This is a genomic window from Devosia neptuniae (genome assembly GCF_025452235.1).
Lineage (GTDB): Bacteria > Pseudomonadota > Alphaproteobacteria > Rhizobiales > Devosiaceae > Devosia.
The window spans coordinates 3,156,717-3,180,233 of the sequence record NZ_CP104965.1; the positions used below are offsets into that span (position 1 = coordinate 3,156,717).

Consider the following 23,517-nt stretch of genomic DNA (forward strand, 5'->3'; position numbering starts at 1 on the left):
CGGCACTTCCTACCCCCATTCACTTCCTGAGGGAGCCGGGCGGCAGCCCGCTCCCGATGGAAAGAGGAGAGAATTGATGAACCATCATTCCCACGTCATGGACCCGTTCAATCCGGCCGTTCCGGTGCAGACCTTCGATCAGATGAAGATCTCCATTGCGAGCCCGGAAAAGATCCTGTCCTGGTCCTACGGCGAGATCAAAAAGCCGGAAACCATCAACTATCGTACGTTCAAGCCTGAACGCGATGGCCTGTTCTGCGCGCGCATCTTTGGCCCTGTGAAGGACTATGAATGCTTGTGCGGCAAGTACAAGCGCATGAAGTTCAAGGGCGTCATCTGCGAAAAGTGCGGTGTCGAAGTCACCCTGAGCCGCGTTCGCCGCGAGCGCATGGGCCATATCGAACTGGCTGCGCCGGTTGCTCACATCTGGTTCCTGAAGTCCCTGCCGTCGCGTATCGCGCTGTTGCTCGATATGACGCTGAAGGACATCGAGCGCATCCTGTACTTCGAGAACTACGTCGTTCTCGATGCGGGCCTGACGCCCTTCACCCAGCATGAATTGCTGACCGAAGAGCAGTTCCTCGACGCCCAGGACGAATATGGCGCTGACAGCTTCACCGCCAAGATCGGCGCCGAGGCTATCCGCGACATCCTGATCGCGCTGGATCTCGAAAAGATCGCGGCCGACCTGCGCGTGGAAATTGCTGAGTCCACCACGGAACTTAAGCCCAAGAAGCTCGCCAAGCGCCTCAAGATCGTCGAGCAGTTCATCGTGTCGGGCAACAAGCCCGAATGGATGATCATGACCGTCATTCCGGTCATTCCGCCCGAGCTGCGCCCGCTGGTGCCGCTGGATGGTGGCCGCTTTGCCACGTCCGATCTCAATGATCTCTATCGCCGCGTCATCAACCGCAACAACCGGTTGAAGCGCCTGATCGAGCTGCGTGCGCCTGACATCATCATCCGCAACGAAAAGCGCATGCTGCAGGAAGCTGTGGACGCGCTGTTCGACAACGGCCGCCGTGGCCGCACCATCACCGGTGCCAACAAGCGTCCGCTCAAGTCGCTGTCCGACATGCTCAAGGGCAAGCAGGGCCGCTTCCGCCAGAACCTGCTCGGCAAGCGCGTCGACTATTCGGGCCGTTCGGTCATCACCGTGGGTCCGAACCTCAAGCTGCACCAGTGCGGCCTGCCCAAGAAGATGGCGCTCGAGCTGTTCAAGCCCTTCATCTATAGCCGCCTTGAAGCGAAGGGTTTCTCTTCGACCGTCAAACAGGCCAAGAAGCTCGTCGAGAAGGAAAAGCCCGAGGTTTGGGATATCCTGGACGAAGTGATCCGTGAGCACCCGGTTCTGCTGAACCGCGCTCCGACCCTTCACCGTCTGGGCATCCAGGCGTTCGAGCCGATCCTGATCGAAGGCAAGGCTATCCGTCTGCATCCGCTCGTCTGCTCGGCTTTCAACGCCGACTTCGACGGTGACCAGATGGCCGTGCACGTTCCGCTGTCGCTCGAAGCGCAGCTGGAAGCGCGCGTCCTGATGATGTCGACCAACAACATCCTGCACCCTGCAAACGGCCAGCCGATCATCGTGCCGTCGCAGGATATCGTGCTGGGCCTCTACTATCTCTCTCTCATGAACGAGAAAGAGCCGGGCGAGGGCATGGTGTTCGGTTCCTACGCCGAACTCGAGCATGCGCTCGACAACAAGGTCGTCACGCTCCACACCAAGATCAAAGGCCGCGTTGTGTCCTTTGACGCGGATGGCAAGCAGACCACCGAGATCGTCGAGACGACCCCGGGCCGCATGCTGATCGGTCAGATTCTTCCCAAGCATCCTGCTGTGCCGTTCTCCACGGCCAACCAGCTGATGACCAAGAAGATGATCTCCAAGATGATCGACACGGTTTACCGTGGCTGCGGTCAGAAAGAGACCGTGATCTTCTGTGACCGCGTGATGCAGCTTGGCTTCAAGAACGCGTGTGACGCCGGCATCTCGTTCGGCAAGGACGACATGGTTATCCCGCCGTCCAAGTACACGATCGTGGAAGCCGCCCGTAAGCAGGTCGAAGAGTTCGAGCAGCAGTACAATGACGGCCTGATCACTCAGGGCGAAAAGTACAACAAGGTGGTCGACGCCTGGGCCAAGTGTGGTGACAAGGTTGCCGAAGAGATGATGAAGGGCATTGCGGCCGTTCAGATCGACAAGGAAACCGGTCGTCAAAAGCCGATCAACTCGGTCTACATGATGAGCCATTCGGGTGCCCGTGGTTCCCCGGCCCAGATGAAGCAGCTTGCCGGTATGCGCGGCCTGATGGCGCGTCCCGACGGCTCGATCATCGAGACCCCGATCACGGCTAACTTCAAGGAAGGCCTGAACGTTCTCGAGTACTTCAACTCGACCCACGGTGCCCGTAAGGGTCTGGCCGACACCGCGCTCAAGACTGCGAACTCGGGTTACCTGACCCGTCGTCTCGTGGACGTGGCGCAGGACGCCATCATCGTGGCCACCGATTGCGGCACCGAGCGTGGCCTCACCATGGAGCCCATCGTCGATGCCGGCCAGATCGTTGCGTCGATCGGCCAGCGCGTGCTGGGCCGCACGGCAGCTGACGACATCAACCATCCGCTGACCGGCGATCTGATCGCCGCCAAGGGGACGTTGCTGGAAGAAAAGCATGTCGACATCATCGAGGAAGCCCGGATCCAGTCGATCCGTATCCGCTCCCCGCTGACTTGCGACATGCGCCAGGGGACCTGCGCGGCCTGCTATGGCCGTGACCTTGCTCGCGGCACGCCCGTGAACATGGGTGAAGCTGTCGGCGTTATCGCCGCTCAGTCGATCGGTGAACCCGGCACGCAGCTCACCATGCGCACGTTCCACATCGGTGGTACGGCTCAGGTGGTCGATAGCTCGTTCCTGGAATCGGGTGCTGAAGGCAAGATCGCCATCCGTAACCCCAACGTTGCCAAGGTCGAGGGCGGCAAGCTTGTCGTCATGGCCCGTAACGTGTCGCTCGCCATTCTCGATGCCGACGGCAAGGAACGCACCACCCACAAGGTGACCTATGGTTCCAAGCTGCTGGTCAAGGAAGGCGACATGGTTCGTCGTGGCCAGCGTCTGGCCGAATGGGACCCCTACACCCGTCCGATCCTCGCTGAAGTCGAGGGTGAGGTCGTGTTCGAGGATCTCGTTGACGGTGCATCGGTTGCGGAAAACACCGACGAGGCAACGGGCTTCACCAAGCGCGTTGTCATCGATTGGCGCACCAATCAGCGCGGTGACGGCCTCAAGCCGGCCCTCGCGATTGCTCGCGGCGGTGTGGTTGCCAAGGTGGATCGTGGCGGCGACGCCCGTTATCTGCTCTCGGTCGATGCCGTTATCAACGTGGAGCCCGGCGAGAAGGTCGCGCCCGGCGACGTGCTGGCCCGTATTCCGCTGGAATCGGCCAAGACCAAGGACATCACGGGCGGTCTGCCGCGCGTGGCTGAATTGTTCGAAGCACGCCGTCCCAAGGATCACGCCATCATCGCCGAGATCGATGGTACGATCCGTTTCGGTCGCGACTACAAGAACAAGCGTCGCGTCATCATCGAGCCGAACGAAGAAGGTGCAGATCCGGTTGAATACCTGATCCCGAAGGGCAAGCCCTTCCATCTTCAGGAAGGCGACCCGATCGAAAAGGGCGAATACATCCTCGACGGCAACCCGGCGCCGCACGACATTCTGGCCATCAAGGGCGTGGAAGAGCTTGCTCGTTACCTCGTCAATGAAATCCAGGAAGTTTATCGTCTGCAGGGCGTGTTGATCAACGACAAGCACATCGAGGTGATCGTTCGCCAGATGCTGCAGAAGGTCGAGATCGTGGATCCAGGTGAGTCTGGCCTGCTCAAGGACGAGCAGCTCGACAAGCTGGACTTTGACGAGCTCAACGATGCTCTGGTCGCTGAAGGCAAGAAGCCTGCGACGGCCAATCCGGTGCTGCTGGGCATCACCAAGGCATCGCTGCAGACCCGTTCGTTCATCTCGGCTGCTTCGTTCCAGGAAACCACCCGCGTCCTCACGGAAGCGGCAGTGTCCGGCAAGGCCGATCTGCTCGAAGGTCTCAAGGAGAACGTCATCGTCGGCCGCCTGATCCCGGCTGGTACCGGTGCTGGCATCTCCTCGGCCAAGTTGATCGCCACCAAGCGCGACGACCTGATCCTCGACGAGCGCCGCCGCCAGGCCAACACCCAGGCGATCCCGGCTCCGACCGCCGCCGAGTAAGCGACGCAACAAATCCGAATTTGAGGGAAGGGGGCCGCAAGGCTCCCTTTTCTTTTGGGCCTGTGCATTGTCAACGAACTGCCATTGGCCCGTAGCCGGACCGACACGTAGCCGCGCTAGCAGCGGATCACTTCCTTTTCCGGAGATGATCCATGTCCAAGAAGACGCTGCTTGCCGCGCTGGCCGTCGCGATGCTTTCAACTTCTGCCTTCGCCCAGACCCAATTCGACGCGACCCTCAAGGCCCATGCCGAACTGCCGGCGCAGACTTTCGTGCCCGCTCCGGCCAACGCGCCCTATAGCCTCAACATGTCGGGCCGCTTCACCTCGGGCACCCGGGTCGAGACACCCTATGGCTGGGCCAATCCGGCCTCCGGCATTGCCATGCCGTTTCCCGGCCAGCCGCTGCAAGGCATGTCGGGCGTGCGCTCGCTGGACGATGATCGCTTCCTGCTGCTGACCGACAATGGCTTCGGCAACAAGGCCAATTCGTCCGACGCCATGCTGATGTTCAACATCCTGAAGATGGACTGGGAAGCCGGCAAAGTCGGCATTGAGCGCACGGTGTTCCTCAAGGATCCCAACCGCGTCGTGCCATTCCCGATCGTCACCGAGCATAGCGACACCCGCTATCTGACCGGCGCCGATTTCGACCCGGAATCCATCCAGCCGGTCGGCGAGAACTACTGGATCGGCGACGAGTTCGGCCCCTGGCTGATCGAAGTCGATGCGAACGGCGTCGTGCTGCAGGTCATCGCCACCAATCCGGGCGGCGTTGATTACAAGTCGCCCGACAACCAGTTCGTCTCGACCCCGGCTGCAGGCGCCGTTCCGACCGGCGTGAACACCGGCCGCTCGGGCGGCTATGAAGGCATGGCCCAGTCGATCGATGGCAAGACGCTCTATCCGTTGCTGGAAAAGCCGTTCTACGACGAAGAGGCCAAGGCCCTCGAGCTGATCGATGGCAAGCCGGTCCTGCGCATGCTGGAATTCGACGTCGCCAGCGCCAGCTGGAATGACAAGGTCCGCTACTACCCGCTCGAAGACGCCACCCACGCGATCGGCGATTTCAACATCATCGATGGCACCCGCGGGCTGATCATCGAACGCGACAATGGAGAAGGCGACGATGGCCGCGAAAAGGCCGCTGCCTTCAAGCGTATCTATCTCGTCGATCTGGAAAAGGCCGATGCCAACGGCGTGCTGGAAAAGCTGGCCTATATCGACCTGATGGCGATCAAGGACCCCGACGGCATCGGGCCGCGCGGCACCAAGGACGGCGTATTCACCTTCCCCTTCGTCACCATCGAAGACGTCGATCTGGTCGACCCGACCACGATCATCGTCGCCAATGACAACAACTATCCCGGCTCGACGGGCCGCGAAGCCGGCCGTGCCGACGACAACGAATATATCCTGCTCGACGTCGCCGACTTCCTCAAAGCCGAATAACCGCACCGCGCGCCAGAAATGCAAAAGGGGCCGAAAGGCCCCTTTTATTTGTCGCCATGTAGGTCAGCCTAGCTCTTATAGCCGACATGGTCGGCAAACTGCTCGACCACCATCTTCCACAGTGAGAACTGGGAATCGAGATATTTGGCGCTGACACCCTGGACCAGGTCGAGATCCATTTCGACGCAGGCGTCCTTGTCCTGGTCGAGATAGGCGCGGCTGAAGCGCTTGTTGAAGTTCCAGTCGTTGATCTGTTCCAGGGTCGGCTTGATATCGAGGAAACCGAGATAGAAGTTGAGGTCTTCGCAATTCTTGTTGTTGGTGCAATTGCGGAAATAGACCTGATAGGCGACCCCGTTGATCTCGCCGGTGATCTGCGGATCGCCATTGGACTGCTTGGTCATCGAGGCGTCGCCATAGTTCTTGGCGATGCTGAGGATTTCGTCGGTATTGGCGCCCGTCACCGCCTGGGCCTGTGCCGATACGGTCAGAGCCAGGCCGAGGGCCGTGCCGGCGATCATCGAGGTAAATTTCATGGCAGTCTCCCTTGTCCGGCTCTCTGCTTGGCCGGCGATTCAATGGGATCGATATCGATCGGGCTGAATGCTACACGTTTCGCGATGACCCGAAAATGACCGTTTGGTAAAATGCTGGCAGGGGGGCAGGGCAGGGATGGATTTTCGTTCGCCCAGTCACGGACGCCAAACCATTGCAAGCCTACGCATAGCTCCACCACGGATTTTTCATGAAAGAATCCTTGACGGGGCGAGTCATCGGCTCTAAACAGCGCCTACCTTAGCGGTCGGTCGTGAATGTCACACCGGGTCCCTGCCATCTAGCGCGGGAATCCAGGACACTCAAACACACTGTCGGGTAGTTAGACGAAGCAAATCCTTGTGCGCATGACTGCGGCCGGTTTCGGTCTGTGGTCCGCTGCAATAAAGGCGCCGCCGTATCCCCTGATTGGGGTCGGATGAGCGCCGTTTTGGTTTGCTTGTCTAGACCGAAAACTATTTTGGACGATGGAAAGAGCGCAATGCCCACCATTAATCAGCTGATCCGCAAACCACGCGCCAGCAAGCCAAAGCGGAACAAGGTTCCGGCCATGGAAGCAAACCCGCAGAAGCGCGGCGTTTGTTCTCGTGTGTATACGACGACCCCGAAGAAGCCGAACTCGGCTCTGCGCAAGGTTGCCAAGGTTCGCCTGACCAATCAGCGCGAAGTGATCTCGTATATTCCGGGTGAAGGCCACAACCTGCAGGAGCACTCCGTGGTCCTGATCCGTGGCGGCCGCGTTCGCGACCTTCCCGGCGTTCGTTATCACGTGCTCCGCGGCGTTCTCGACACGCAGAGCGTCAAGGACCGCAAGCAACGCCGTTCGAAGTACGGCGCGAAGCGTCCGAAGTAAGGAGATCGAGATATGTCCCGTCGTCACCGCGCAGAAAAACGCGACGTTATCCCGGACGCCAAGTTTGGCGATCTGGTCCTTACCAAGTTCATGAACTCGCTCATGAAGGACGGCAAGAAGTCGGCTGCCGAAAGCATCGTTTACGGTGCCTTCGATATCGTCGAAGCCAAGTCCAAGCAGGACCCCATCACGGTGTTCCACACCGCGCTCGACAACATCCGCCCGGCGGTTGAAGTTCGTTCGCGTCGTGTTGGCGGCGCCACCTATCAGGTCCCGGTTGAAGTTCGCACCGATCGTCAGCAGGCCCTGGCCATTCGCTGGCTGATCGAATCCGCCCGCAAGCGCGGTGAGAACACCATGCGTGAACGCCTGTCGGGCGAGCTCATGGATGCTCTCAATGGTCGCGGCCAGGCCGTCAAGAAGCGCGAAGATACGCACCGTATGGCTGACGCCAACCGTGCCTTCTCGCACTACCGCTGGTAGTAGGAGAGCTTTATGGCACGCGAATATCCGATCAATCTGTATCGTAACTTCGGCATCATGGCTCACATTGATGCTGGCAAGACGACCACGACTGAACGCATCCTCTACTATACCGGCAAGTCCCATAAGATCGGCGAAGTCCATGACGGCGCCGCGACCATGGACTGGATGGAGCAGGAGCAGGAACGCGGTATCACCATCACGTCTGCTGCCACCACGACCTTCTGGAAGGATCGTAATGGCACGATGCACCGCTTCAACATCATCGACACCCCCGGCCACGTGGACTTCACCATCGAAGTCGAACGTTCGCTGCGCGTGCTCGACGGTGCGGTAGCGCTGCTCGACGCCAATGCCGGTGTTGAGCCCCAGACCGAGACCGTCTGGCGCCAGGCCGACAAGTATGACGTTCCGCGCATGATCTTCGTCAACAAGATGGACAAGATCGGCGCCGACTTCTACCGCTGCGTGGAAATGATCGGCTCGCGCCTCGGCGCCAAGGCCGTTCCCGTCCAGCTGCCGATCGGCGCTGAGAACGAGTTCAAGGGCGTTGTCGATCTGATCGAGATGAACGCACTGGTCTGGCGCAACGAAGAGCTGGGCGCACAGTGGGACGTGGTTGAGATCCCTGAAGATCTCAAGGAACGTGCTGCTGAATACCGCGAAAAGATGATCGAAGCCGCCGTCGAAATCGACGACGACGCGATGGAAGCCTATTTGAACGGCGATCTGCCGAACAATGACACCATCCGTCGCCTGCTGCGTCGTGGCACGATCGACACCAAGTTCTTCCTGGTGTTCGCCGGTTCGGCCTTCAAGAACAAGGGCGTTCAGCCCCTGCTCGATGGCGTTATCGACTTCCTGCCGTCGCCTGCCGACGTTCCGGCCATCCAGGGCATCGATGCCCGTACGGAACAGCCGATCGAGCGTCATGCCGACGACAGCGAGCCGCTGGCCATGCTGGCATTCAAGATCGCCAACGACCCGCATATGGGTACGCTGACGTTCTGCCGCATCTACTCGGGCAAGCTCGAGCAGGGCATGATGCTTGAGAATACCGTCAAGGAAAAGCGCGAGCGCGTTGGTCGCCTGTTCCAGATGCATGCGAATAGCCGCGAGCAGATCACGGAAGCCTATGCAGGCGACATCGTGGCTATCGTTGGCCTCAAGGACACCACGACCGGTGATACGCTCTGCCCGCAGAACGCACAGGTCATCCTTGAACGCATGATCTTCCCCGAGCCGGTTATCGACATCTCGGTGGAACCCAAGTCCAAGGCCGACCAGGAAAAGATGGGCCTCGCGCTCAATCGTCTGGCTGCCGAAGATCCGACGTTCCGCGTCAAGACCGACGAAGAATCCGGCCAGACCATCATTTCGGGCATGGGCGAACTTCACCTCGACATCCTCGTCGACCGTATGCGTCGCGAGTTTAAGGTCGAGGCCAATATCGGTCAGCCGCAGGTGGCTTATCGCGAAACCATCACCAAGTCGGCTTCCGTGGATTATACCCACAAGAAGCAGTCGGGTGGTTCGGGCCAGTTTGCTCGCGTCAAGCTCACTGTTGAGCCCAGCGAAGTCGGCAAGGGTCTGGAATTCGTGAACGCCGTCGTCGGCGGTTCGGTGCCCAAGGAATATATCCCGGGCGTCGAAAAGGGCGTGAAGTCGGTGATGTCGGCCGGTCCGCTGATCGGGTTCCCGATCGTTGACGTCAAGGTGACGCTGACTGAAGGCGCCTACCACGACGTTGACTCCTCGGTGCTGGCATTCGAAATCGCCGGCCGTGCAGGTTTCAACGAAGGCCTTCGCAAGGCGGCTCCCAAGATCCTGGAGCCGATCATGAAGGTTGAAGTTGTGACGCCGGAAGACTACATGGGCGACGTCATCGGTGACCTGAATTCCCGACGCGGTCAGATCCACGGCACTGAAAGCCGCGGCATCCTCCAGGTTGTGAATGCCTATGTCCCGCTCGCGAACATGTTCGGGTATGTGAACTCGCTGCGCTCCATGAGCCAGGGTCGTGCGCAGTACTCGATGACGTTCGACCATTACGAGCAGGTTCCGCAGGCAGTCGCCGACGAAGTCCAGGCCAAGTACGCCTAAATAATAAACTGAAACTCAAGGTTGGCCGAGCGGCTAACGAATACGGAGAGAAGCGATGGGCAAGGAAAAGTTTTCCCGCAATAAGCCTCACTGCAACATCGGCACCATCGGTCACGTTGACCATGGCAAGACCTCGCTGACTGCAGCGATCACCAAGGTGCTGGCTGAGACCGGTGGCGCGACCTTCAAGGCGTACGATCAAATCGACGCGGCCCCCGAAGAGAAGGCCCGCGGCATCACCATCAACACGGCTCACGTCGAGTACGAGACGACCAATCGTCACTACGCTCACGTGGACTGCCCCGGCCACGCCGACTATGTGAAGAACATGATCACCGGCGCTGCCCAGATGGACGGCGCGATCCTGGTCGTGTCGGCTGCTGACGGCCCGATGCCCCAGACCCGTGAGCACATTCTGCTCGCTCGTCAGGTTGGCGTGCCGGCTCTGGTCGTGTTCCTGAACAAGTGTGACATGGTCGACGATCCGGAACTGCTCGAGCTCGTTGAGCTGGAAGTCCGCGAGCTGCTGTCGTCCTACGAATTCCCGGGCGACGATATCCCGATCATCAAGGGCTCGGCTCTCGCCGCTCTCGAAGATTCGGACAAGAAGCTCGGCCACGACGCCGTTCTTGAGCTGATGGCTGCCGTTGACTCGTACATCCCGCAGCCGGAACGTCCGGTTGACCAGCCCTTCCTGCTCCCGATCGAAGACGTGTTCTCGATCTCGGGTCGCGGTACGGTTGTGACCGGTCGTGTCGAGCGCGGTATCGTCAAGGTTGGCGAAGAAGTCGAAATCGTCGGCATCAAGGCAACCCAGAAGACCACCGTTACCGGTGTCGAAATGTTCCGCAAGCTGCTCGACTCGGGCCAGGCTGGCGACAACATCGGCGCACTGATCCGCGGTATCGATCGCACTCAGGTTGAGCGCGGCCAGGTTCTCTGCAAGCCCGGTTCCGTGACCCCGCACACCGACTTCGTTGCTGAGGCCTATATCCTCACCAAGGAAGAAGGCGGTCGTCACACCCCGTTCTTCGGCAACTACCGTCCCCAGTTCTACTTCCGTACGACTGACGTGACGGGCATCGTGACCCTGCCTGAAGGCACGGAAATGGTGATGCCGGGCGACAACATCAACATGAACGTTCAGCTCATCGTTCCGATCGCCATGGAAGAGAAGCTCCGCTTCGCTATCCGTGAAGGTGGCCGCACTGTCGGCGCCGGCGTCGTCGCGAAGATCCTGAAGTAAGCCCATAAAGATATTCGCGGCGCGCGGATGAACGCGCGCCGCGATCCATTTTCGTCAGGATTTACAAGATGAACGGTCAGAATATTCGCATCCGCCTTAAGGCGTTTGACCATCGCGTTCTCGACGCTTCCACGCGCGAGATCGTGTCGACGGCCAAGCGTACGGGCGCGCAGGTTCGCGGGCCGATCCCGCTGCCGACGCGAATCGACAAATTTACCGTGAACCGCTCGCCGCATATCGATAAGAAGGCACGCGAGCAGTTCGAGATTCGGACCCACAAGCGTCTTCTGGACATCGTGGACCCGACTCCCCAGACGGTCGATGCTTTGATGAAGCTCGATCTCGCCGCCGGCGTCGACGTCGAAATCAAGCTCTAAAACTAAGAGTTTCCGCGCTCACCAAATAAAGGGTCCTCTGAAGCCATGACCCGGTGCAGCGCCAAGAGAGAAGGTAATAACCGATGCGTTCTGGATTGATCGCACAGAAGCTGGGCATGACCCGCATTTTCGCAGAGGACGGCTCGCACGTTCCGGTGACCGTGCTGAGCTTGCAGAACTGCCAGGTGGTAGGCCAGCGGACCGCTGATAAAGACGGCTATGTCGCGCTGCAGCTCGGCGCTGGACAGGCCAAGGCCAAGAACACGACCAAGGCAGAGCGCGGCCAGTTCGCCGTCGCCAAGGTCGAGCCCAAGCGCCATGTCGCTGAATTCCGCGTGGACGAAGCCAACCTCATCGAGGTCGGTGCAACGCTCCAGGCCGACCATTTCGTCGAAGGCCAGCTGGTGGACGTCACCGGTACTTCGATCGGTAAGGGTTTTGCCGGCGGTATGAAGCGCTGGAACTTCGGCGGCCTGCGTGCAACGCACGGCGTGTCGGTGTCGCACCGCTCGATCGGTTCTACCGGTGGTCGTCAGGACCCTGGTCGTACCTTCAAGAACAAGAAGATGCCGGGCCACATGGGCGATCGTCGCATCACCACGCAGAACGTGAAGGTCGTCAAGACCGACATCGAGCGTGGCCTGATCATGATCCAGGGTTCGGTTCCTGGCGCCAAGGGCGCCTGGATCATGGTCAAGGACGCTGTCAAGAAGCCTGCTCCCAAGGACGCCCAGTTCCCGGGTTCGTTCAAGGCCGCTGCAGACGTTGCAGGGGAAGCGAAATAATGGAACTCCAGGTTACAAGTCTCGACGGCAAGTCCGTCGGCAAGATCGAGCTGGCTGATGACGTGTTCGGTTTGGAAGTCCGTCAGGACATCCTGCACCGCATGGTTCGTTACCAGCAGCTGAAGGCAATGTCCGGCACGCACGACGTCAAGAATCGTTCGGAAGGCGTTCGCACCGGCAAGAAGTTCAAGAAGCAGAAGGGCGGCGGTGCTCGTCACGGCGATCGCAAGGCTCCCCAGTTCCGTGGTGGTGGCCGTGCATTCGGTCCGACCCCGCGCAGCCATGCCATTGATCTTCCCAAGAAGGTTCGCGCTCTGGCTCTCAAGCACGCTCTGTCGGCCAAGGCCGCTGCAGGCGAGCTGATTGTGCTGGACAGCGTCACGACTTCGGCTCCGAAGACCGCGACCCTGCGCACCACCTTCGGCAAGCTCGAATGGCTGAACGCGCTGATCATCGACGGTGCTGCTGTCGACCAGAACTTCGCTCTGGCCGCTCGCAACATCCCGCATATCGACGTGCTGCCGGTGCAGGGGATCAACGTTGTTTCGATCCTCAAGCGCAACAAGCTCGTCCTGACCAAGGCAGCGCTCGAAGCGCTGGAAGCGAGGTTCGCATGAACAAGCTCAGCGCTTATGACATCGTCCGTAACCCCGTCGTGACCGAAAAGTCGACGATGGCTTCGGAACATAACCAGGTCGTTTTCGACGTGGCGATCGATGCCAACAAGACCGAGATCAAGGCTGCCGTCGAGCAGCTCTTCTCGGTCAAGGTCAAGGCCGTGAACACCCTGGTCCGCAAGGGCAAGGTGAAGCGGTTCCGTGGTCACATCGGTACGCGCAACGACGTCAAGAAGGCCGTTGTTACCCTCGTCGACGGCCAGTCGATCGATATTTCGACCGGCCTCTAAGGGACAGAGACAAAAATGGCTCTTAAAACTTACAATCCCACCTCCGAAGGCCGTCGCCAGCTCGTGACGACTGACCGTTCGGAACTCTGGAAGGGTGCTCCGGTCAAGACTCTGACCGAAGGTCTCTCCAAGTCCGGTGGCCGCAATAATCGTGGTCGCATCACTGCCTTCCATCGTGGTGGCGGTCATAAGCGCACCTATCGCCTGATCGATTTCAAGCGCGTCAAGTTTGACGCGGTTGGCACCGTCGAGCGCCTGGAATATGACCCCAACCGTACGGCCTGGATCGCTTTGATCAAGTACGAAGACGGTGAACTGGCTTACATCGTTGCGCCGCAGCGTTTGTCGGCTGGCGACAAGGTCATCTCGTCGATGAATACCGTCGACGTGAAGCCGGGCAATGCCATGCCGCTCGAGCGCATGCCGGTCGGTACGATCGTGCACAATATCGAGCTGAAGCCCCGCAAGGGTGGCCAGGTCGCCCGTTCGGCTGGTGCTTATGCCCAGTATGTCGGTCGTGACTCCGGTTGGGCGATCCTTCGCCTGAACTCGGGCGAGCAGCGTCGTGTGCATGGCACTTGCCTTGCAACCGTTGGTGCCGTTTCGAACCAGGATCACTCCAACACCTCGCTCGGCAAGGCCGGTCGTAGCCGTTGGCTGGGTCGCAAGCCCGTCACCCGCGGCGTGGCCATGAACCCGATCGATCACCCCCACGGTGGTGGTGAAGGTCGTACGTCTGGTGGCCGTCACCCGGTTACTCCTTGGGGTAAGCCGACCAAGGGCAAGAAGACCCGCAGCAATAAGGCAACGGACAAGTTCATCGTTCGCAGCCGTCACGTGAAGAAGGGCAGGTAAGCCATGACCCGTTCAATCTGGAAGGGGCCGTTTGTCGACGGCTACATGCTCAAGAAGGCCGAGAAGGCCCTCTCGTCTGGCCGCAACGATGTGGTCAAGATCTGGAGCCGCCGTTCGACCATCCTGCCGCAGTTCGTGGGTATCACCTTCGGCGTCCACAATGGCCACAAGCACGTCCCGGTAAGCGTTACCGAAGACATGATCGGTCACAAGTTCGGCGAATTCGCACCGACCCGTACCTATTACGGTCATGCGGCCGACAAGAAGGCCAAGAGGAAGTAATATGAGCAAGCCGAAAACTGAGCGCGCTCTCAAGGACAACGAGGCTAAGGCTGTGCTGCGCATGCTGCGCATCAGCCCTCAGAAGCTGAACCTCGTCGCGCAGTTGATCCGTGGCAAGAAGGTCGAGAAGGCTCTGGCCGATCTCGAATTCAGCCACAAGCGGATCTCCGGCCAGGTCAAGAAGGTGCTGGAAAGCGCCATCGCGAACGCCGAAAACAACCATGGCCTCGATACCGATGCCCTGGTCGTTGCTGAAGCCTTTGTCGGCAACTCGCTGGTCATGAAGCGGTTCACCGCTCGTGGTCGTGGCAAGTCGTCGCGCATCGAAAAGCCGTTCTCGCATCTGACGATCGTCGTGCGGCAAGTTGAGGAGGCCGCATAATGGGCCAGAAGATCAATCCAATCGGCTTCCGCCTCGGCATCAACCGTACGTGGGACAGCCGCTGGTACGCCAATAAGGGCGAATACGGCACGCTGCTGCAGGAAGACCTGAAGATCCGTACGGCTCTTCTGGAAGACCTCAAGGCCGCTGCGGTGTCCAAGATCGTCATCGAGCGTCCGCACCGCAAGTGCCGCGTGTCGATCCACACTGCCCGTCCGGGCATCGTGATCGGCAAGAAGGGCGCTGACATCGACAAGATCCGCGCCAAGGTGAAGAAGTTCACCGACAGCGAAGTGCACATCAACATCGTTGAAGTGCGCAAGCCGGAAACCGACGCGACGCTGGTTGCCCAGGGCATTGCCCAGCAGCTGGAACGCCGCGTGGCCTTCCGTCGCGCCATGAAGCGTGCCGTGCAGACCGCAATCCGCATGGGCGCCGGTGGTATCCGCGTCAATGTTGGTGGTCGTCTCGGCGGTGCCGATATCGCTCGTACCGAATGGTACCGCGAAGGCCGCGTCCCGCTGCACACCCTGCGTGCTGATATCGACTACGGCACTGCCGAAGCCGAAACCACGTATGGCATCATCGGCATCAAGGTCTGGATCTTCAAGGGCGAAGTCCTTGAGCATGATCCGACTGCGCACGAACGTCGCGCAACCGAAGGTGCCGATCAGGGCGGTCAGCGCGCTGAACGTGAACCGCGCCGTGAGCGCGGCGACCGTGACCGCGAACGCGCATAAGAAGGTTAGTTCATTATGCTGCAACCTAAGAAGACCAAGTTCCGCAAGGCCCATAAGGGCCGTATCCATGGCGTTGCCAAGGGCGGTACCGATCTGGCATTCGGCCAGTATGCCCTCAAGGCAACCGAACCCGAGCGCGTTACTGCTCGCCAGATCGAAGCGGCTCGCCGCGCGATCACTCGCGAGATGAAGCGCCAGGGCCGGGTATGGATCCGTATCTTCCCGGACGTGCCGGTTTCCAAGAAGCCGACCGAAGTGCGTATGGGTAAGGGCAAGGGTTCTGTTGAATTCTGGGCCGCCCGTGTCAAGCCGGGCCGTATCGTATTCGAGATCGACGGCGTCCCCGAGGACGTTGCCAAGGAAGCCCTGCGCCTCGGCGCAATGAAGCTCCCGATCATGACGCGGGTTGTTACCCGCATTGCCGACTAAGGAACACGAGCATGAAAGCCAGTGATGTGCGGGCTAAGACCGCAGACGAACTGAAAGATCAGCTCGTCGACCTGAAGAAAGAACAGTTCAACCTGCGTTTCCAGCGTGCTACCCAGCAGCTGGAAAAGCCGACCGAGGTCAAAAGGGTCCGCCGCGATATCGCGCGGATCAAGACGATCCTTGGCGAAAAGAACGCAGCGAAGTAAGGAGCCGCGACCATGCCAAAGCGCGTTTTGCAGGGGACTGTTGTCTCCGACGCCAATGAAAAGACGGTCGTGGTGCGCGTTGAGCGCCGTTTCACGCATCCGGTGATGAAGAAGACCGTGCGCCGGTCCAAGAAGTACCATGCGCACGATGAAGCTAATGTGGCGAAGGTCGGTCAGATCGTCTGGATCGAAGAATGTGCGCCAATCTCCAAGAATAAGCGCTGGACGCTTGTTGTTGGTGCGGCTCAGCAGGAAGGCGCTCAGTCATGATCCAGATGCAGTCCAATCTCGACGTTGCCGACAATTCCGGCGCCCGTCGTGTCATGTGCATCAAGGTGCTGGGCGGTTCGCACCGCAAGTACGCTTCGGTCGGCGACATCATTGTCGTGTCGGTCAAGGATGCCATTCCGCGCGGTCGCGTTAAGAAGGGCCAGGTCATGAAGGCCGTGGTCGTTCGGACCGCGTTCGACATCCGTCGCCCCGATGGCACCGTGATCCGCTTCGACAAGAACGCCGCGGTTCTGATCAACAATCAGAAAGAGCCGATCGGCACTCGTATCTTCGGACCAGTTCCGCGCGAACTTCGCGCCAAGAACCACATGAAGATCATCTCGCTCGCACCAGAGGTGCTGTAATGGCCGCCAAGATTAAGAAGGGCGACAAAGTCGTCGTCCTGGCCGGCAAGGACAAGGGCAAGACCGGTCAGGTCCTGTCCGTCATCCCGACCGAAACCAAGGCACTTGTCCAGGGTATCAACCTGGTGAAGCGCCACACCAAGCAGACCGCGTCGACCGATGCCGGCATCTTCACCAAGGAAGCGCCGATCCATCTGTCCAATCTCGCGATCGCCGACAAGGATGGCAAGCCCAGCCGTGTTGGTTTCCAGATCAAGGACGGCGTGAAGACGCGCGTCGCCAAGTCGACCGGAGATTCGATCGATGGCTGATACAGCTTACGTTCCGCGTCTTCGTACCGAGTACGAAGAGAACATCCGTAAGGTTCTGCAGGAGCAATTCTCCTACAAGAACACCATGGAACTGCCCAAGCTCGACAAGATCGTGCTGAACATGGGCGTTGGCGAAGCCGTCAACGACACCAAGAAGGTCAAGTCGGCTGCTGCCGAGCTGGAAAAGATCGCTGGCCAGAAGCCGGTTATCACCCACGCTCGTAAGTCGATCGCTGGCTTCAAGGTGCGTGAAGAGATGCCGCTCGGCGTCAAGGTGACGCTGCGCAAGACGCGCATGTACGAATTCCTGGACCGCCTGGTGAATATCGCACTGCCGCGCGTTCGCGACTTCCGCGGGCTGAACCCGAACTCCTTCGACGGCCGTGGCAATTATGCTATGGGCATCAAGGAACACATCATTTTCCCCGAAATCAACTATGATCAAATCGATCAGGTTTGGGGCATGGACATCGTGATCACCACGACGGCCAAGACCGATGATGAAGCGCGCGCGCTGCTCAAGGCATTCAACTTCCCATTCCGCACGTAAGCGGATAGGGAAGGGAAAAAGGATCAGGATATGGCAAAGACCAGTTCCATCGAGAAAAACAACAAGCGCGCCGCTCTGGCCGAGCAGTATGCTGGCAAGCGTGCGGCGCTCAAGGCGCAGACCAAGGATCAGTCGATCCCGGCCGATCAGCGCTTCGCCGCTCAGCTCAAGCTGGCCGAACTGCCGCGCAATTCGGCCAAGGTTCGCGTCCGCAATCGCTGCGAAGTCTCGGGTCGTCCCCGTGGCTATTATCGCAAGCTCAAGCTGAGCCGTATCGCTCTGCGTCAGCTGGGTAACCTGGGTTTGATCCCGGGCCTGGTTAAGTCGAGCTGGTAAGGAGAACAGAAAATGAGCTTTTCCGATCCAATCGGCGATATGCTGACTCGCATCCGTAATGCACAGATGCGCCGCAAGAATACCGTTTCGACGCCGGCTTCGACCCTTCGTGGTCGGGTGCTGGACGTGCTCCAGTCCGAGGGTTTCATCCGCGGCTATTCGGAGACCAAGTTCGAAAACGGTGCTGCCGAGTACGAAATCGAACTGAAGTACTCGGATGACGTGGCTGTTATCCGCACGATCGAGCGCGTTTCGCGTCCCGGCCGTCGCGTTTACGCTTCCGTTAAGAATATTCCGCAGGTTGCCAATGGCCTCGGTGTCTCGATCCTCTCCACCCCCAAGGGTGTGATGGCCGACCACGAAGCCAAGGCTGCCAATGTTGGTGGCGAGGTACTCTGCCGCGTCTTCTAAGAGACGCGGTAAGACGATTACTCAAGGATTGAACTAGAATGTCACGTACTGGCAAGAAACCGGTTGCACCGGTCAGCGGTGTAACGGTCACGATCAATGGTCGTACCGTCACCGCAAAGGGCCCGAAGGGCGAACTGAGCATCGAGCTCATGGATGTTGTCAATGTGGAGAATGGCTCCGACGGTCTCGTCGTGACGCCGGCCAATGACACCCGCGAGGCTCGCGCCGCCTGGGGCACGACCCGTGCACTGATCCAGAACATGGTCACCGGTGTTTCGGCTGGCTTCGAAAAGAAGCTGGCGATCCAGGGCGTGGGTTATCGCGCCGCCATGCAGGGCAAGGATATCAAGCTGTCGCTTGGTTTCAGCCACGAAGTGATCTATCAGGCACCGCAGGGCATCACCCTGGCTGTTCCGGCGCCGACGGAAATCATCATCACCGGCACCGACAAGCAGCAGGTTGGCCAGGTTGCGGCCAATATCCGCGCTTGGCGCAAGCCAGAGCCCTACAAGGGCAAGGGCGTTCGGTATGCGGGCGAGTTCGTCTTCCGCAAAGAAGGCAAGAAGAAGTAAGGAGCGCCTGCAATGGCTATCAGTGCAAAAGGTGCGGACCGCCGCAAGGCTCGTGTCCGCAAGGCGCTCAAGGCTCGTGCCTTCGGTCGTCCCCGTCTGTCGGTTTTCCGTTCGGACAAGAATATCTACGCTCAGATCATCGACGATGCGACCGGCCGTACGCTGGCCGCCGCTTCGACCCTCGACAAGGACGTCAAGGGCACCATCAAGGGTGGTTCGGCGGAAGCCGCTGCTACGGTCGGCAAGCTGATCGCAGAGCGCGGCACCAAGGCGGGTGTGGGCGAAGTCATCTTCGACCGCGGCGCATACATCTATCATGGCCGTGTAAAGGCCCTTGCAGACGCTGCCCGTGAGGGCGGCCTGCAGTTCTAGGCACGGACAAGGAAAGAAACATTATGAGCAGAGACGTTCAAGAACGCGAAAGCGAATTCGTCGATCGCCTGGTCCACATCAACCGCGTGGCCAAAGTGGTCAAGGGCGGCCGTCGTTTCGGTTTTGCCGCACTGGTGGTTGTCGGTGACCAGAAGGGCCGCGTTGGCTTTGGTCACGGCAAGGCCCGTGAAGTGCCAGAAGCGATCCGCAAGGCTACCGAGCAGGCCAAGCGCCAGATGATCCGCGTGCCGCTGCGCGATGCCCGTACGTTGCACCACGACGTGCAGGGCCGTCACGGCGCCGGCAAGGTCATCCTGCGTGCCGCCGTTCCCGGTACCGGCATCATTGCCGGTGGTCCGATGCGCGCCGTCTTCGAGACGCTGGGCATCAACGACATCGTTGCCAAGTCGCAGGGGACTGCTAACCCCTACAACATGGTGCGGGCCACTTTCGATGCGCTGAAGCGCGTTGACAGCCCCCGCTCGGTTGCCGCCCGCCGCGGTCTCAAGGTTTCCGAACTGCAAGCTCGCCGCGGCGAGACTGCTGTCGAAGCCTGATAGATCAGGTCTGGAGAAGCATCATGGCTAAAGACAAGACCATTACTCTGCAGCAGATCGGCTCCCCGATCCGCCGTGAGAAGAGCCAGCGCGCGACCCTGATCGGTCTCGGGCTCAACAAGATGAACAAGCAGCGTCAGCTGATCGACACGCCTGAAGTGCGTGGCATGATCAACAAGGTGCCGCATCTCGTCCGTATCATCGGCGAGTGAGAGAGAAGGTCCCTCAAATGACCCGTTTGAATGAACTTCGCGACAATCCCGGTGCCAACAAGGTCCGTCTGCGCATTGGTCGCGGTATCGGTTCCGGTAAGGGCAAGACCGGTGGTCGTGGCGGCAAAGGCCAGACTGCACGTTCCGGCGTTGCGATCAACGGCTTCGAAGGCGGCCAGATGCCCCTTCACATGCGTATGCCAAAGCGTGGCTTCAATGCGCTCAATCCAGGCAACTGGAACGAGGTCCGCATCGATCGCCTGCAGGCCTATATCGACGCTGGCAAGCTCGACCCCAAGGCGGTGATCGATGCTGCGGCGCTGATCGCTGCCCGCGTGATCCGTCGTCCCAAGGACGGCGTGCGGCTGATCGGCTCTGAGGGCTTCACCTCCAAGAAGGTGACCTTCAACGTCAATTATGCGACCAAGGGCGCACTGGCAGCTATTGAATCTGCTGGCGGCAAGGTCGATATCATCCCGGCAAAGGCGCCGTGGAAGAAGACCCCATACGCCGGTTAATTTCGGCTTGGCGCACCCGGCCATTGGTCGGGTGCGCCTTTTTTGGTTTGTTGCGCTAGGGCTGCAGCCGGGTCTGCGTCCGACCCGCTCCGAGCGCGCCTGGCCTTGAAGCCATAGGGAGCGATACATGGCGTCCGCAGCCGAACAGCTGGCACGTAATCTCAATTTTTCGACCTTCTCGAAGGCGAAAGCCCTGCAGCAGCGCATCTGGTTCACACTGGGCGCGCTGCTTGTCTATCGACTGGGCACTTTCATTCCGGTTCCGGGCATTGACCCCGATGCATTCCGCGCGACGTTCGAACAGTCGCAGCAGGGCATCATTGGCATGTTCAACATGTTTGCCGGTGGCGCCGTCGAGCGCATGGCAATCTTTGCGCTGAACCTGATCCCCTACATCACCGCCTCGATCGTGGTGCAGGTCATTGCGACCGCGTCGCCGCGTCTGGAAGCTCTCAAGAAAGAGGGCGAGGCCGGCCGTCGCAAGATGAACCAGTATACCCGGTATCTGGCGGTCGTATTCTGCGCCGTGCAGGCCTATGGCATTGCCGTGGGCCTGGAAGCGAGCCAGGGCGTCGTGCTCAATCCGGGCTGGTTCTTCCGCATTTCGACCGTCATCACGCTGGTCGGCGGCACCATGTTCCTGATGTGGCTGGGTGAACAGATCACCTCGCGCGGCGTCGGCAATGGTATTTCGCTGATCATCTTTGCCGGTATCGTGGCCAATCTGCCCACCACCATCGTGCAGACCCTCGAGCTGAGCCGTACTGGCGCGCTGCCGCCGCTGGCGGCCTTCGGCATCGTGGTGCTGTCCATCGTGGTCATCGCCGGCATCGTGTTCTTCGAACGCGCCCAGCGCCGCTTGCTGATCCAGTATCCAAAGCGCCAGGTCGGCAACAAGATGTTCCAGGGCGAAAGCTCGCATCTGCCGCTCAAGCTGAATACGTCGGGTGTTATCCCGGTGATTTTCGGCTCGTCCCTGCTGCTGCTGCCGGCCACCATTGCGTCCTTTGCGGCGCAGGGGAACGCTCCGGTCTGGCTGCAGACGGTGACGGCTCTGCTGGGCCGCGGCCAGCCGCTTTATCTGGCGCTGTTTGCCTTCTTCATCATCTTCTTCGCCTTCTTCTATACCGCGATCGTGTTCAATCCGACCGAGACGGCTGATAACCTCAAGCGCTCCGGCGGCTTCATTCCGGGCATTCGTCCGGGCGAACGCACGGCCGCACATATCGACTATGTGTTGACCCGTATCACTGTTATCGGTGCGCTCTATCTTACGGTGGTGGCACTGATTCCCGAGATCATCCACAACCAGCTGGCGGTCAGCCAGTTCATCGGTGGCACCTCGCTGCTGATCATGGTGACGGTGACGCTCGATACGGTCAGTCAGATCCAGAGCCACCTGATCGCGCAGCAATATGAGGGGCTCGTGAAGAAGTCCCGTCTAGGGGGAGGTAAGCGTCGATGAGGCTAATTCTGCTCGGACCGCCGGGAGCGGGGAAGGGTACTCAGGCCAAGATTCTTGTCGAGGCCTATGGTATTCCCCAGCTCTCGACCGGCGATATCCTGCGCTCGGCCATTGCGGCCAAGACCCCGCTGGGTCTCGAAGCCAAGGCCATCGTCGATCGTGGGGATCTGGTCAGTGACGCCATCGTCAACGGTATCGTCTCCGAACGGCTCGACGCCGAGGATTGCAAGCCTGGCTTCATCCTCGATGGCTTTCCGCGCACCATTGCGCAGGCCGAGGCGCTTGACCAGATGCTGATCGACAAGGGCGTCAAGCTCGACGCCGTGGTCGAGATCAAGGCCGATGCCGATGAATTGGTGCGCCGGGTGGTCCAGCGCAGCAAGGAAAGCGGCGGCGCTCGTGCCGACGATAATGAGGAAGTGCTGCGCAAGCGCCTCGATATCTATAAGGAGCAGACCGCTCCGCTCGTCGCTTACTACAGCGACAAGGGTCTGCTCAAAGCAGTCGACGGCATGGAGCCGGTCGAAAAAGTCACGGCTTCGATCAAGTCTGCGATCGAAGGCTGAGAACAGGGCAGGGGTTTGGCAGTTGACTCTGCCGAATCTAGTCCTTAAAGAACCGCGTCAGTCTCATGGATTATTGGGCTGGATTCGGTTCTCCAGGTGTTGGGGGTCGAAATCCGGTCCCTTGTTGTTTAACGGCACGGCCCCCTGATGGTAACCCGTGTTGAATGAAGGAGAGCAGACGTGGCTCGTATTGCTGGCGTCAATATCCCGACCAATAAGCGCGTGATCATCGCGTTGCAGTATATCCACGGGATTGGCGAAAAGTTCGCCAAGGATATCACTGAAAAGGCAAACATTCCTGCCGAGCGCCGTGTCAACGAGTTGACCGATGCTGAAGTGATTTTGATCCGTGAAGCTATCGACCGCGACTACGTCGTGGAAGGTGATCTTCGCCGCAATGTGGCGATGAACATCAAGCGGTTGATGGATCTGGGCAACTACCGTGGCTTGCGCCACCGTCGTGGCCTGCCGGTGCGCGGTCAGCGTACCCACACCAATGCCCGCACTCGCAAGGGTCCGGCAAAGCCGATCGCTGGCAAGAAGAAGTAAGAACCCGTCTCGGGTTCTTCGATGTAGCTGCTGGGGCCAAAGGGCTGACGGCAGCGCTGATATCGTTCAGAGGAATTAAATGGCTAAGACTGAAACGACGCGCGTCAAGCGCAAGGAACGCAAGAATATCACTTCGGGCGTTGCCCACGTGAATGCTTCGTTCAACAATACCATGATCACCATTGCCGATATGCAGGGCAACACGATTTCGTGGTCCTCCTCGGGTGTCATGGGCTTCAAGGGCTCGCGTAAGTCGACCCCCTATGCGGCTCAGGTCGCTGCTGAAGATGCTGCCAAGAAGGCGCAGGAACACGGCATGAAGACCCTTGAGGTCGAAGTGCGCGGTCCTGGTTCGGGCCGTGAATCGGCTCTGCGCGCGCTGCAGGCTGCCGGCTTCAACGTCACCTCGATCCGTGACGTGACCTCGATCCCGCACAATGGCTGCCGTCCTCGCAAGCGGCGCCGCGTCTAATCTAGAGCGATTGAAGAGCTCCCGGCCGATTGAATGGGCCGGGAGTCTTATTGCGTTTGCGGCGGAGCGGCTC

32 protein-coding genes are annotated in these 23,517 nt (G+C 59.7%); 31 read left to right on the plus strand and 1 reads right to left on the minus strand.

Annotated features, from left to right (window positions below; translation table 11 throughout):
- The first annotated feature begins 76 nt into the window (after positions 1–76).
- Complete coding sequence (rpoC, locus tag N8A98_RS18285) at positions 77–4,264, plus strand: DNA-directed RNA polymerase subunit beta' (protein ID WP_113122063.1); 4,188 nt, start codon at positions 77–79, stop codon at positions 4,262–4,264.
- A gap of 152 nt (positions 4,265–4,416) precedes the next feature.
- Positions 4,417–5,715, plus strand: coding sequence for an esterase-like activity of phytase family protein (locus N8A98_RS18290; protein ID WP_262167446.1), 1,299 nt, complete (start codon positions 4,417–4,419; stop codon positions 5,713–5,715).
- 68 nt (positions 5,716–5,783) lie between these two features.
- Here the strand turns inward: N8A98_RS18290 and N8A98_RS18295 are convergent, their stop codons facing one another.
- Complete coding sequence (locus tag N8A98_RS18295; protein WP_262167448.1) at positions 5,784–6,251, minus strand: YbjN domain-containing protein; 468 nt, start codon at positions 6,249–6,251, stop codon at positions 5,784–5,786.
- Between the two features lie 500 nt (positions 6,252–6,751).
- Here N8A98_RS18295 and rpsL point away from each other — a divergent pair, with 500 nt between their 5' ends.
- From rpsL to rpsK, 29 genes are all read left to right on the plus strand, one after another.
- Complete coding sequence (gene rpsL / locus N8A98_RS18300; protein WP_035080811.1) at positions 6,752–7,123, plus strand: 30S ribosomal protein S12; 372 nt, start codon at positions 6,752–6,754, stop codon at positions 7,121–7,123.
- A 12-nt stretch (positions 7,124–7,135) separates the two neighbouring features.
- The gene (gene rpsG, locus N8A98_RS18305) at positions 7,136–7,606 is read left to right on the plus strand and encodes a 30S ribosomal protein S7 (protein ID WP_035102613.1); all 471 of its coding nucleotides are present in this window, start codon (positions 7,136–7,138) and stop codon (positions 7,604–7,606) included.
- Positions 7,607–7,618: 12 nt separating this feature from the next.
- The gene (gene fusA / locus N8A98_RS18310) at positions 7,619–9,709 is read left to right on the plus strand and encodes an elongation factor G (RefSeq protein WP_113122066.1); all 2,091 of its coding nucleotides are present in this window, start codon (positions 7,619–7,621) and stop codon (positions 9,707–9,709) included.
- A 55-nt stretch (positions 9,710–9,764) separates the two neighbouring features.
- Entirely contained in the window at positions 9,765–10,955 is a 1,191-nt protein-coding gene (gene tuf / locus N8A98_RS18315) for an elongation factor Tu (RefSeq protein WP_035102615.1), read from the plus strand.
- Positions 10,956–11,023: 68 nt separating this feature from the next.
- On the plus strand, positions 11,024–11,332 hold the full coding sequence (gene rpsJ / locus N8A98_RS18320) for a 30S ribosomal protein S10 (protein ID WP_035102617.1): 309 nt from the start codon (positions 11,024–11,026) through the stop codon (positions 11,330–11,332).
- 83 nt (positions 11,333–11,415) lie between these two features.
- On the plus strand, positions 11,416–12,117 hold the full coding sequence (rplC, locus tag N8A98_RS18325) for a 50S ribosomal protein L3 (protein WP_035102619.1): 702 nt from the start codon (positions 11,416–11,418) through the stop codon (positions 12,115–12,117).
- Positions 12,117–12,734: a 50S ribosomal protein L4 gene (rplD, locus tag N8A98_RS18330; RefSeq protein ID WP_035102621.1), complete on the plus strand. Its 618-nt coding sequence runs from the start codon at positions 12,117–12,119 to the stop codon at positions 12,732–12,734. Before rplC ends, rplD begins: the two co-directional genes overlap by 1 nt.
- Entirely contained in the window at positions 12,731–13,024 is a 294-nt protein-coding gene (locus N8A98_RS18335; protein ID WP_113122067.1) for a 50S ribosomal protein L23, read from the plus strand. Before rplD ends, N8A98_RS18335 begins: the two co-directional genes overlap by 4 nt.
- Positions 13,025–13,039: 15 nt before the next feature.
- Positions 13,040–13,879, plus strand: coding sequence for a 50S ribosomal protein L2 (rplB, locus tag N8A98_RS18340; protein WP_035102623.1), 840 nt, complete (start codon positions 13,040–13,042; stop codon positions 13,877–13,879).
- A 3-nt stretch (positions 13,880–13,882) separates the two neighbouring features.
- Positions 13,883–14,161, plus strand: a complete 279-nt coding sequence (rpsS, locus tag N8A98_RS18345; protein WP_113122068.1) for a 30S ribosomal protein S19 — start codon at positions 13,883–13,885, stop codon at positions 14,159–14,161.
- Position 14,162: 1 nt separating this feature from the next.
- Positions 14,163–14,543: a 50S ribosomal protein L22 gene (gene rplV / locus N8A98_RS18350; RefSeq protein WP_035102626.1), complete on the plus strand. Its 381-nt coding sequence runs from the start codon at positions 14,163–14,165 to the stop codon at positions 14,541–14,543.
- The gene (rpsC, locus tag N8A98_RS18355) at positions 14,543–15,283 is read left to right on the plus strand and encodes a 30S ribosomal protein S3 (protein ID WP_035102628.1); all 741 of its coding nucleotides are present in this window, start codon (positions 14,543–14,545) and stop codon (positions 15,281–15,283) included. The genes rplV and rpsC overlap by 1 nt, the downstream gene beginning before the upstream one ends.
- Before the next feature lie 15 nt (positions 15,284–15,298).
- Positions 15,299–15,712: a 50S ribosomal protein L16 gene (rplP, locus tag N8A98_RS18360; protein WP_035102630.1), complete on the plus strand. Its 414-nt coding sequence runs from the start codon at positions 15,299–15,301 to the stop codon at positions 15,710–15,712.
- An 11-nt stretch (positions 15,713–15,723) separates the two neighbouring features.
- On the plus strand, positions 15,724–15,918 hold the full coding sequence (rpmC, locus tag N8A98_RS18365; RefSeq protein ID WP_113122069.1) for a 50S ribosomal protein L29: 195 nt from the start codon (positions 15,724–15,726) through the stop codon (positions 15,916–15,918).
- A 12-nt stretch (positions 15,919–15,930) separates the two neighbouring features.
- On the plus strand, positions 15,931–16,188 hold the full coding sequence (rpsQ, locus tag N8A98_RS18370; protein ID WP_035102633.1) for a 30S ribosomal protein S17: 258 nt from the start codon (positions 15,931–15,933) through the stop codon (positions 16,186–16,188).
- On the plus strand, positions 16,185–16,553 hold the full coding sequence (gene rplN, locus N8A98_RS18375) for a 50S ribosomal protein L14 (protein WP_035102635.1): 369 nt from the start codon (positions 16,185–16,187) through the stop codon (positions 16,551–16,553). Before rpsQ ends, rplN begins: the two co-directional genes overlap by 4 nt.
- Positions 16,553–16,864, plus strand: a complete 312-nt coding sequence (rplX, locus tag N8A98_RS18380) for a 50S ribosomal protein L24 (RefSeq protein WP_092184714.1) — start codon at positions 16,553–16,555, stop codon at positions 16,862–16,864. The genes rplN and rplX overlap by 1 nt, the downstream gene beginning before the upstream one ends.
- A complete protein-coding gene (gene rplE / locus N8A98_RS18385) occupies positions 16,857–17,414 on the plus strand; it encodes a 50S ribosomal protein L5 (protein WP_113122070.1) in 558 nt (185 codons plus the stop codon). The genes rplX and rplE overlap by 8 nt, the downstream gene beginning before the upstream one ends.
- Positions 17,415–17,444: 30 nt before the next feature.
- Positions 17,445–17,750, plus strand: coding sequence for a 30S ribosomal protein S14 (gene rpsN, locus N8A98_RS18390; RefSeq protein WP_262167477.1), 306 nt, complete (start codon positions 17,445–17,447; stop codon positions 17,748–17,750).
- 12 nt (positions 17,751–17,762) lie between these two features.
- Positions 17,763–18,161, plus strand: coding sequence for a 30S ribosomal protein S8 (rpsH, locus tag N8A98_RS18395; protein ID WP_113122072.1), 399 nt, complete (start codon positions 17,763–17,765; stop codon positions 18,159–18,161).
- 38 nt (positions 18,162–18,199) lie between these two features.
- Positions 18,200–18,733: a 50S ribosomal protein L6 gene (gene rplF, locus N8A98_RS18400; protein ID WP_113122073.1), complete on the plus strand. Its 534-nt coding sequence runs from the start codon at positions 18,200–18,202 to the stop codon at positions 18,731–18,733.
- Between the two features lie 12 nt (positions 18,734–18,745).
- Positions 18,746–19,105: a 50S ribosomal protein L18 gene (gene rplR / locus N8A98_RS18405; RefSeq protein WP_113122074.1), complete on the plus strand. Its 360-nt coding sequence runs from the start codon at positions 18,746–18,748 to the stop codon at positions 19,103–19,105.
- A gap of 23 nt (positions 19,106–19,128) precedes the next feature.
- Positions 19,129–19,662: a 30S ribosomal protein S5 gene (rpsE, locus tag N8A98_RS18410; RefSeq protein ID WP_113122075.1), complete on the plus strand. Its 534-nt coding sequence runs from the start codon at positions 19,129–19,131 to the stop codon at positions 19,660–19,662.
- A 23-nt stretch (positions 19,663–19,685) separates the two neighbouring features.
- Positions 19,686–19,874: a 50S ribosomal protein L30 gene (rpmD, locus tag N8A98_RS18415; protein WP_035102649.1), complete on the plus strand. Its 189-nt coding sequence runs from the start codon at positions 19,686–19,688 to the stop codon at positions 19,872–19,874.
- A 17-nt stretch (positions 19,875–19,891) separates the two neighbouring features.
- A complete protein-coding gene (gene rplO, locus N8A98_RS18420; RefSeq protein ID WP_262167485.1) occupies positions 19,892–20,392 on the plus strand; it encodes a 50S ribosomal protein L15 in 501 nt (166 codons plus the stop codon).
- A gap of 127 nt (positions 20,393–20,519) precedes the next feature.
- Positions 20,520–21,857: a preprotein translocase subunit SecY gene (secY, locus tag N8A98_RS18425; RefSeq protein ID WP_113122077.1), complete on the plus strand. Its 1,338-nt coding sequence runs from the start codon at positions 20,520–20,522 to the stop codon at positions 21,855–21,857.
- On the plus strand, positions 21,854–22,423 hold the full coding sequence (locus tag N8A98_RS18430) for an adenylate kinase (protein ID WP_262167488.1): 570 nt from the start codon (positions 21,854–21,856) through the stop codon (positions 22,421–22,423). Before secY ends, N8A98_RS18430 begins: the two co-directional genes overlap by 4 nt.
- Positions 22,424–22,603: 180 nt before the next feature.
- Positions 22,604–22,972 (plus strand): 30S ribosomal protein S13, encoded by a 369-nt coding sequence (gene rpsM, locus N8A98_RS18435; protein ID WP_035102654.1) that lies wholly within the window; start codon positions 22,604–22,606, stop codon positions 22,970–22,972.
- Between the two features lie 79 nt (positions 22,973–23,051).
- Entirely contained in the window at positions 23,052–23,444 is a 393-nt protein-coding gene (gene rpsK / locus N8A98_RS18440) for a 30S ribosomal protein S11 (protein WP_035102656.1), read from the plus strand.
- The last annotated feature ends 73 nt before the right edge of the window (positions 23,445–23,517 follow it).

Bases quoted from the DNA above. Each gene is read 5' to 3' on its own strand.
- rpoC (WP_113122063.1), top strand. From the start codon at position 77: ATGAACCATCATTCCCACGTCATGGACCCGTTCAATCCGGCCGTTCCG.
- N8A98_RS18290 (WP_262167446.1), top strand. From the start codon at position 4,417: ATGTCCAAGAAGACGCTGCTTGCCGCGCTGGCCGTCGCGATGCTTTCA.
- N8A98_RS18295 (WP_262167448.1), bottom strand. From the start codon at position 6,251: ATGAAATTTACCTCGATGATCGCCGGCACGGCCCTCGGCCTGGCTCTG.
- rpsL (WP_035080811.1), top strand. From the start codon at position 6,752: ATGCCCACCATTAATCAGCTGATCCGCAAACCACGCGCCAGCAAGCCA.
- rpsG (WP_035102613.1), top strand. From the start codon at position 7,136: ATGTCCCGTCGTCACCGCGCAGAAAAACGCGACGTTATCCCGGACGCC.
- fusA (WP_113122066.1), top strand. From the start codon at position 7,619: ATGGCACGCGAATATCCGATCAATCTGTATCGTAACTTCGGCATCATG.
- tuf (WP_035102615.1), top strand. From the start codon at position 9,765: ATGGGCAAGGAAAAGTTTTCCCGCAATAAGCCTCACTGCAACATCGGC.
- rpsJ (WP_035102617.1), top strand. From the start codon at position 11,024: ATGAACGGTCAGAATATTCGCATCCGCCTTAAGGCGTTTGACCATCGC.
- rplC (WP_035102619.1), top strand. From the start codon at position 11,416: ATGCGTTCTGGATTGATCGCACAGAAGCTGGGCATGACCCGCATTTTC.
- rplD (WP_035102621.1), top strand. From the start codon at position 12,117: ATGGAACTCCAGGTTACAAGTCTCGACGGCAAGTCCGTCGGCAAGATC.
- N8A98_RS18335 (WP_113122067.1), top strand. From the start codon at position 12,731: ATGAACAAGCTCAGCGCTTATGACATCGTCCGTAACCCCGTCGTGACC.
- rplB (WP_035102623.1), top strand. From the start codon at position 13,040: ATGGCTCTTAAAACTTACAATCCCACCTCCGAAGGCCGTCGCCAGCTC.
- rpsS (WP_113122068.1), top strand. From the start codon at position 13,883: ATGACCCGTTCAATCTGGAAGGGGCCGTTTGTCGACGGCTACATGCTC.
- rplV (WP_035102626.1), top strand. From the start codon at position 14,163: ATGAGCAAGCCGAAAACTGAGCGCGCTCTCAAGGACAACGAGGCTAAG.
- rpsC (WP_035102628.1), top strand. From the start codon at position 14,543: ATGGGCCAGAAGATCAATCCAATCGGCTTCCGCCTCGGCATCAACCGT.
- rplP (WP_035102630.1), top strand. From the start codon at position 15,299: ATGCTGCAACCTAAGAAGACCAAGTTCCGCAAGGCCCATAAGGGCCGT.
- rpmC (WP_113122069.1), top strand. From the start codon at position 15,724: ATGAAAGCCAGTGATGTGCGGGCTAAGACCGCAGACGAACTGAAAGAT.
- rpsQ (WP_035102633.1), top strand. From the start codon at position 15,931: ATGCCAAAGCGCGTTTTGCAGGGGACTGTTGTCTCCGACGCCAATGAA.
- rplN (WP_035102635.1), top strand. From the start codon at position 16,185: ATGATCCAGATGCAGTCCAATCTCGACGTTGCCGACAATTCCGGCGCC.
- rplX (WP_092184714.1), top strand. From the start codon at position 16,553: ATGGCCGCCAAGATTAAGAAGGGCGACAAAGTCGTCGTCCTGGCCGGC.
- rplE (WP_113122070.1), top strand. From the start codon at position 16,857: ATGGCTGATACAGCTTACGTTCCGCGTCTTCGTACCGAGTACGAAGAG.
- rpsN (WP_262167477.1), top strand. From the start codon at position 17,445: ATGGCAAAGACCAGTTCCATCGAGAAAAACAACAAGCGCGCCGCTCTG.
- rpsH (WP_113122072.1), top strand. From the start codon at position 17,763: ATGAGCTTTTCCGATCCAATCGGCGATATGCTGACTCGCATCCGTAAT.
- rplF (WP_113122073.1), top strand. From the start codon at position 18,200: ATGTCACGTACTGGCAAGAAACCGGTTGCACCGGTCAGCGGTGTAACG.
- rplR (WP_113122074.1), top strand. From the start codon at position 18,746: ATGGCTATCAGTGCAAAAGGTGCGGACCGCCGCAAGGCTCGTGTCCGC.
- rpsE (WP_113122075.1), top strand. From the start codon at position 19,129: ATGAGCAGAGACGTTCAAGAACGCGAAAGCGAATTCGTCGATCGCCTG.
- rpmD (WP_035102649.1), top strand. From the start codon at position 19,686: ATGGCTAAAGACAAGACCATTACTCTGCAGCAGATCGGCTCCCCGATC.
- rplO (WP_262167485.1), top strand. From the start codon at position 19,892: ATGACCCGTTTGAATGAACTTCGCGACAATCCCGGTGCCAACAAGGTC.
- secY (WP_113122077.1), top strand. From the start codon at position 20,520: ATGGCGTCCGCAGCCGAACAGCTGGCACGTAATCTCAATTTTTCGACC.
- N8A98_RS18430 (WP_262167488.1), top strand. From the start codon at position 21,854: ATGAGGCTAATTCTGCTCGGACCGCCGGGAGCGGGGAAGGGTACTCAG.
- rpsK (WP_035102656.1), top strand. From the start codon at position 23,052: ATGGCTAAGACTGAAACGACGCGCGTCAAGCGCAAGGAACGCAAGAAT.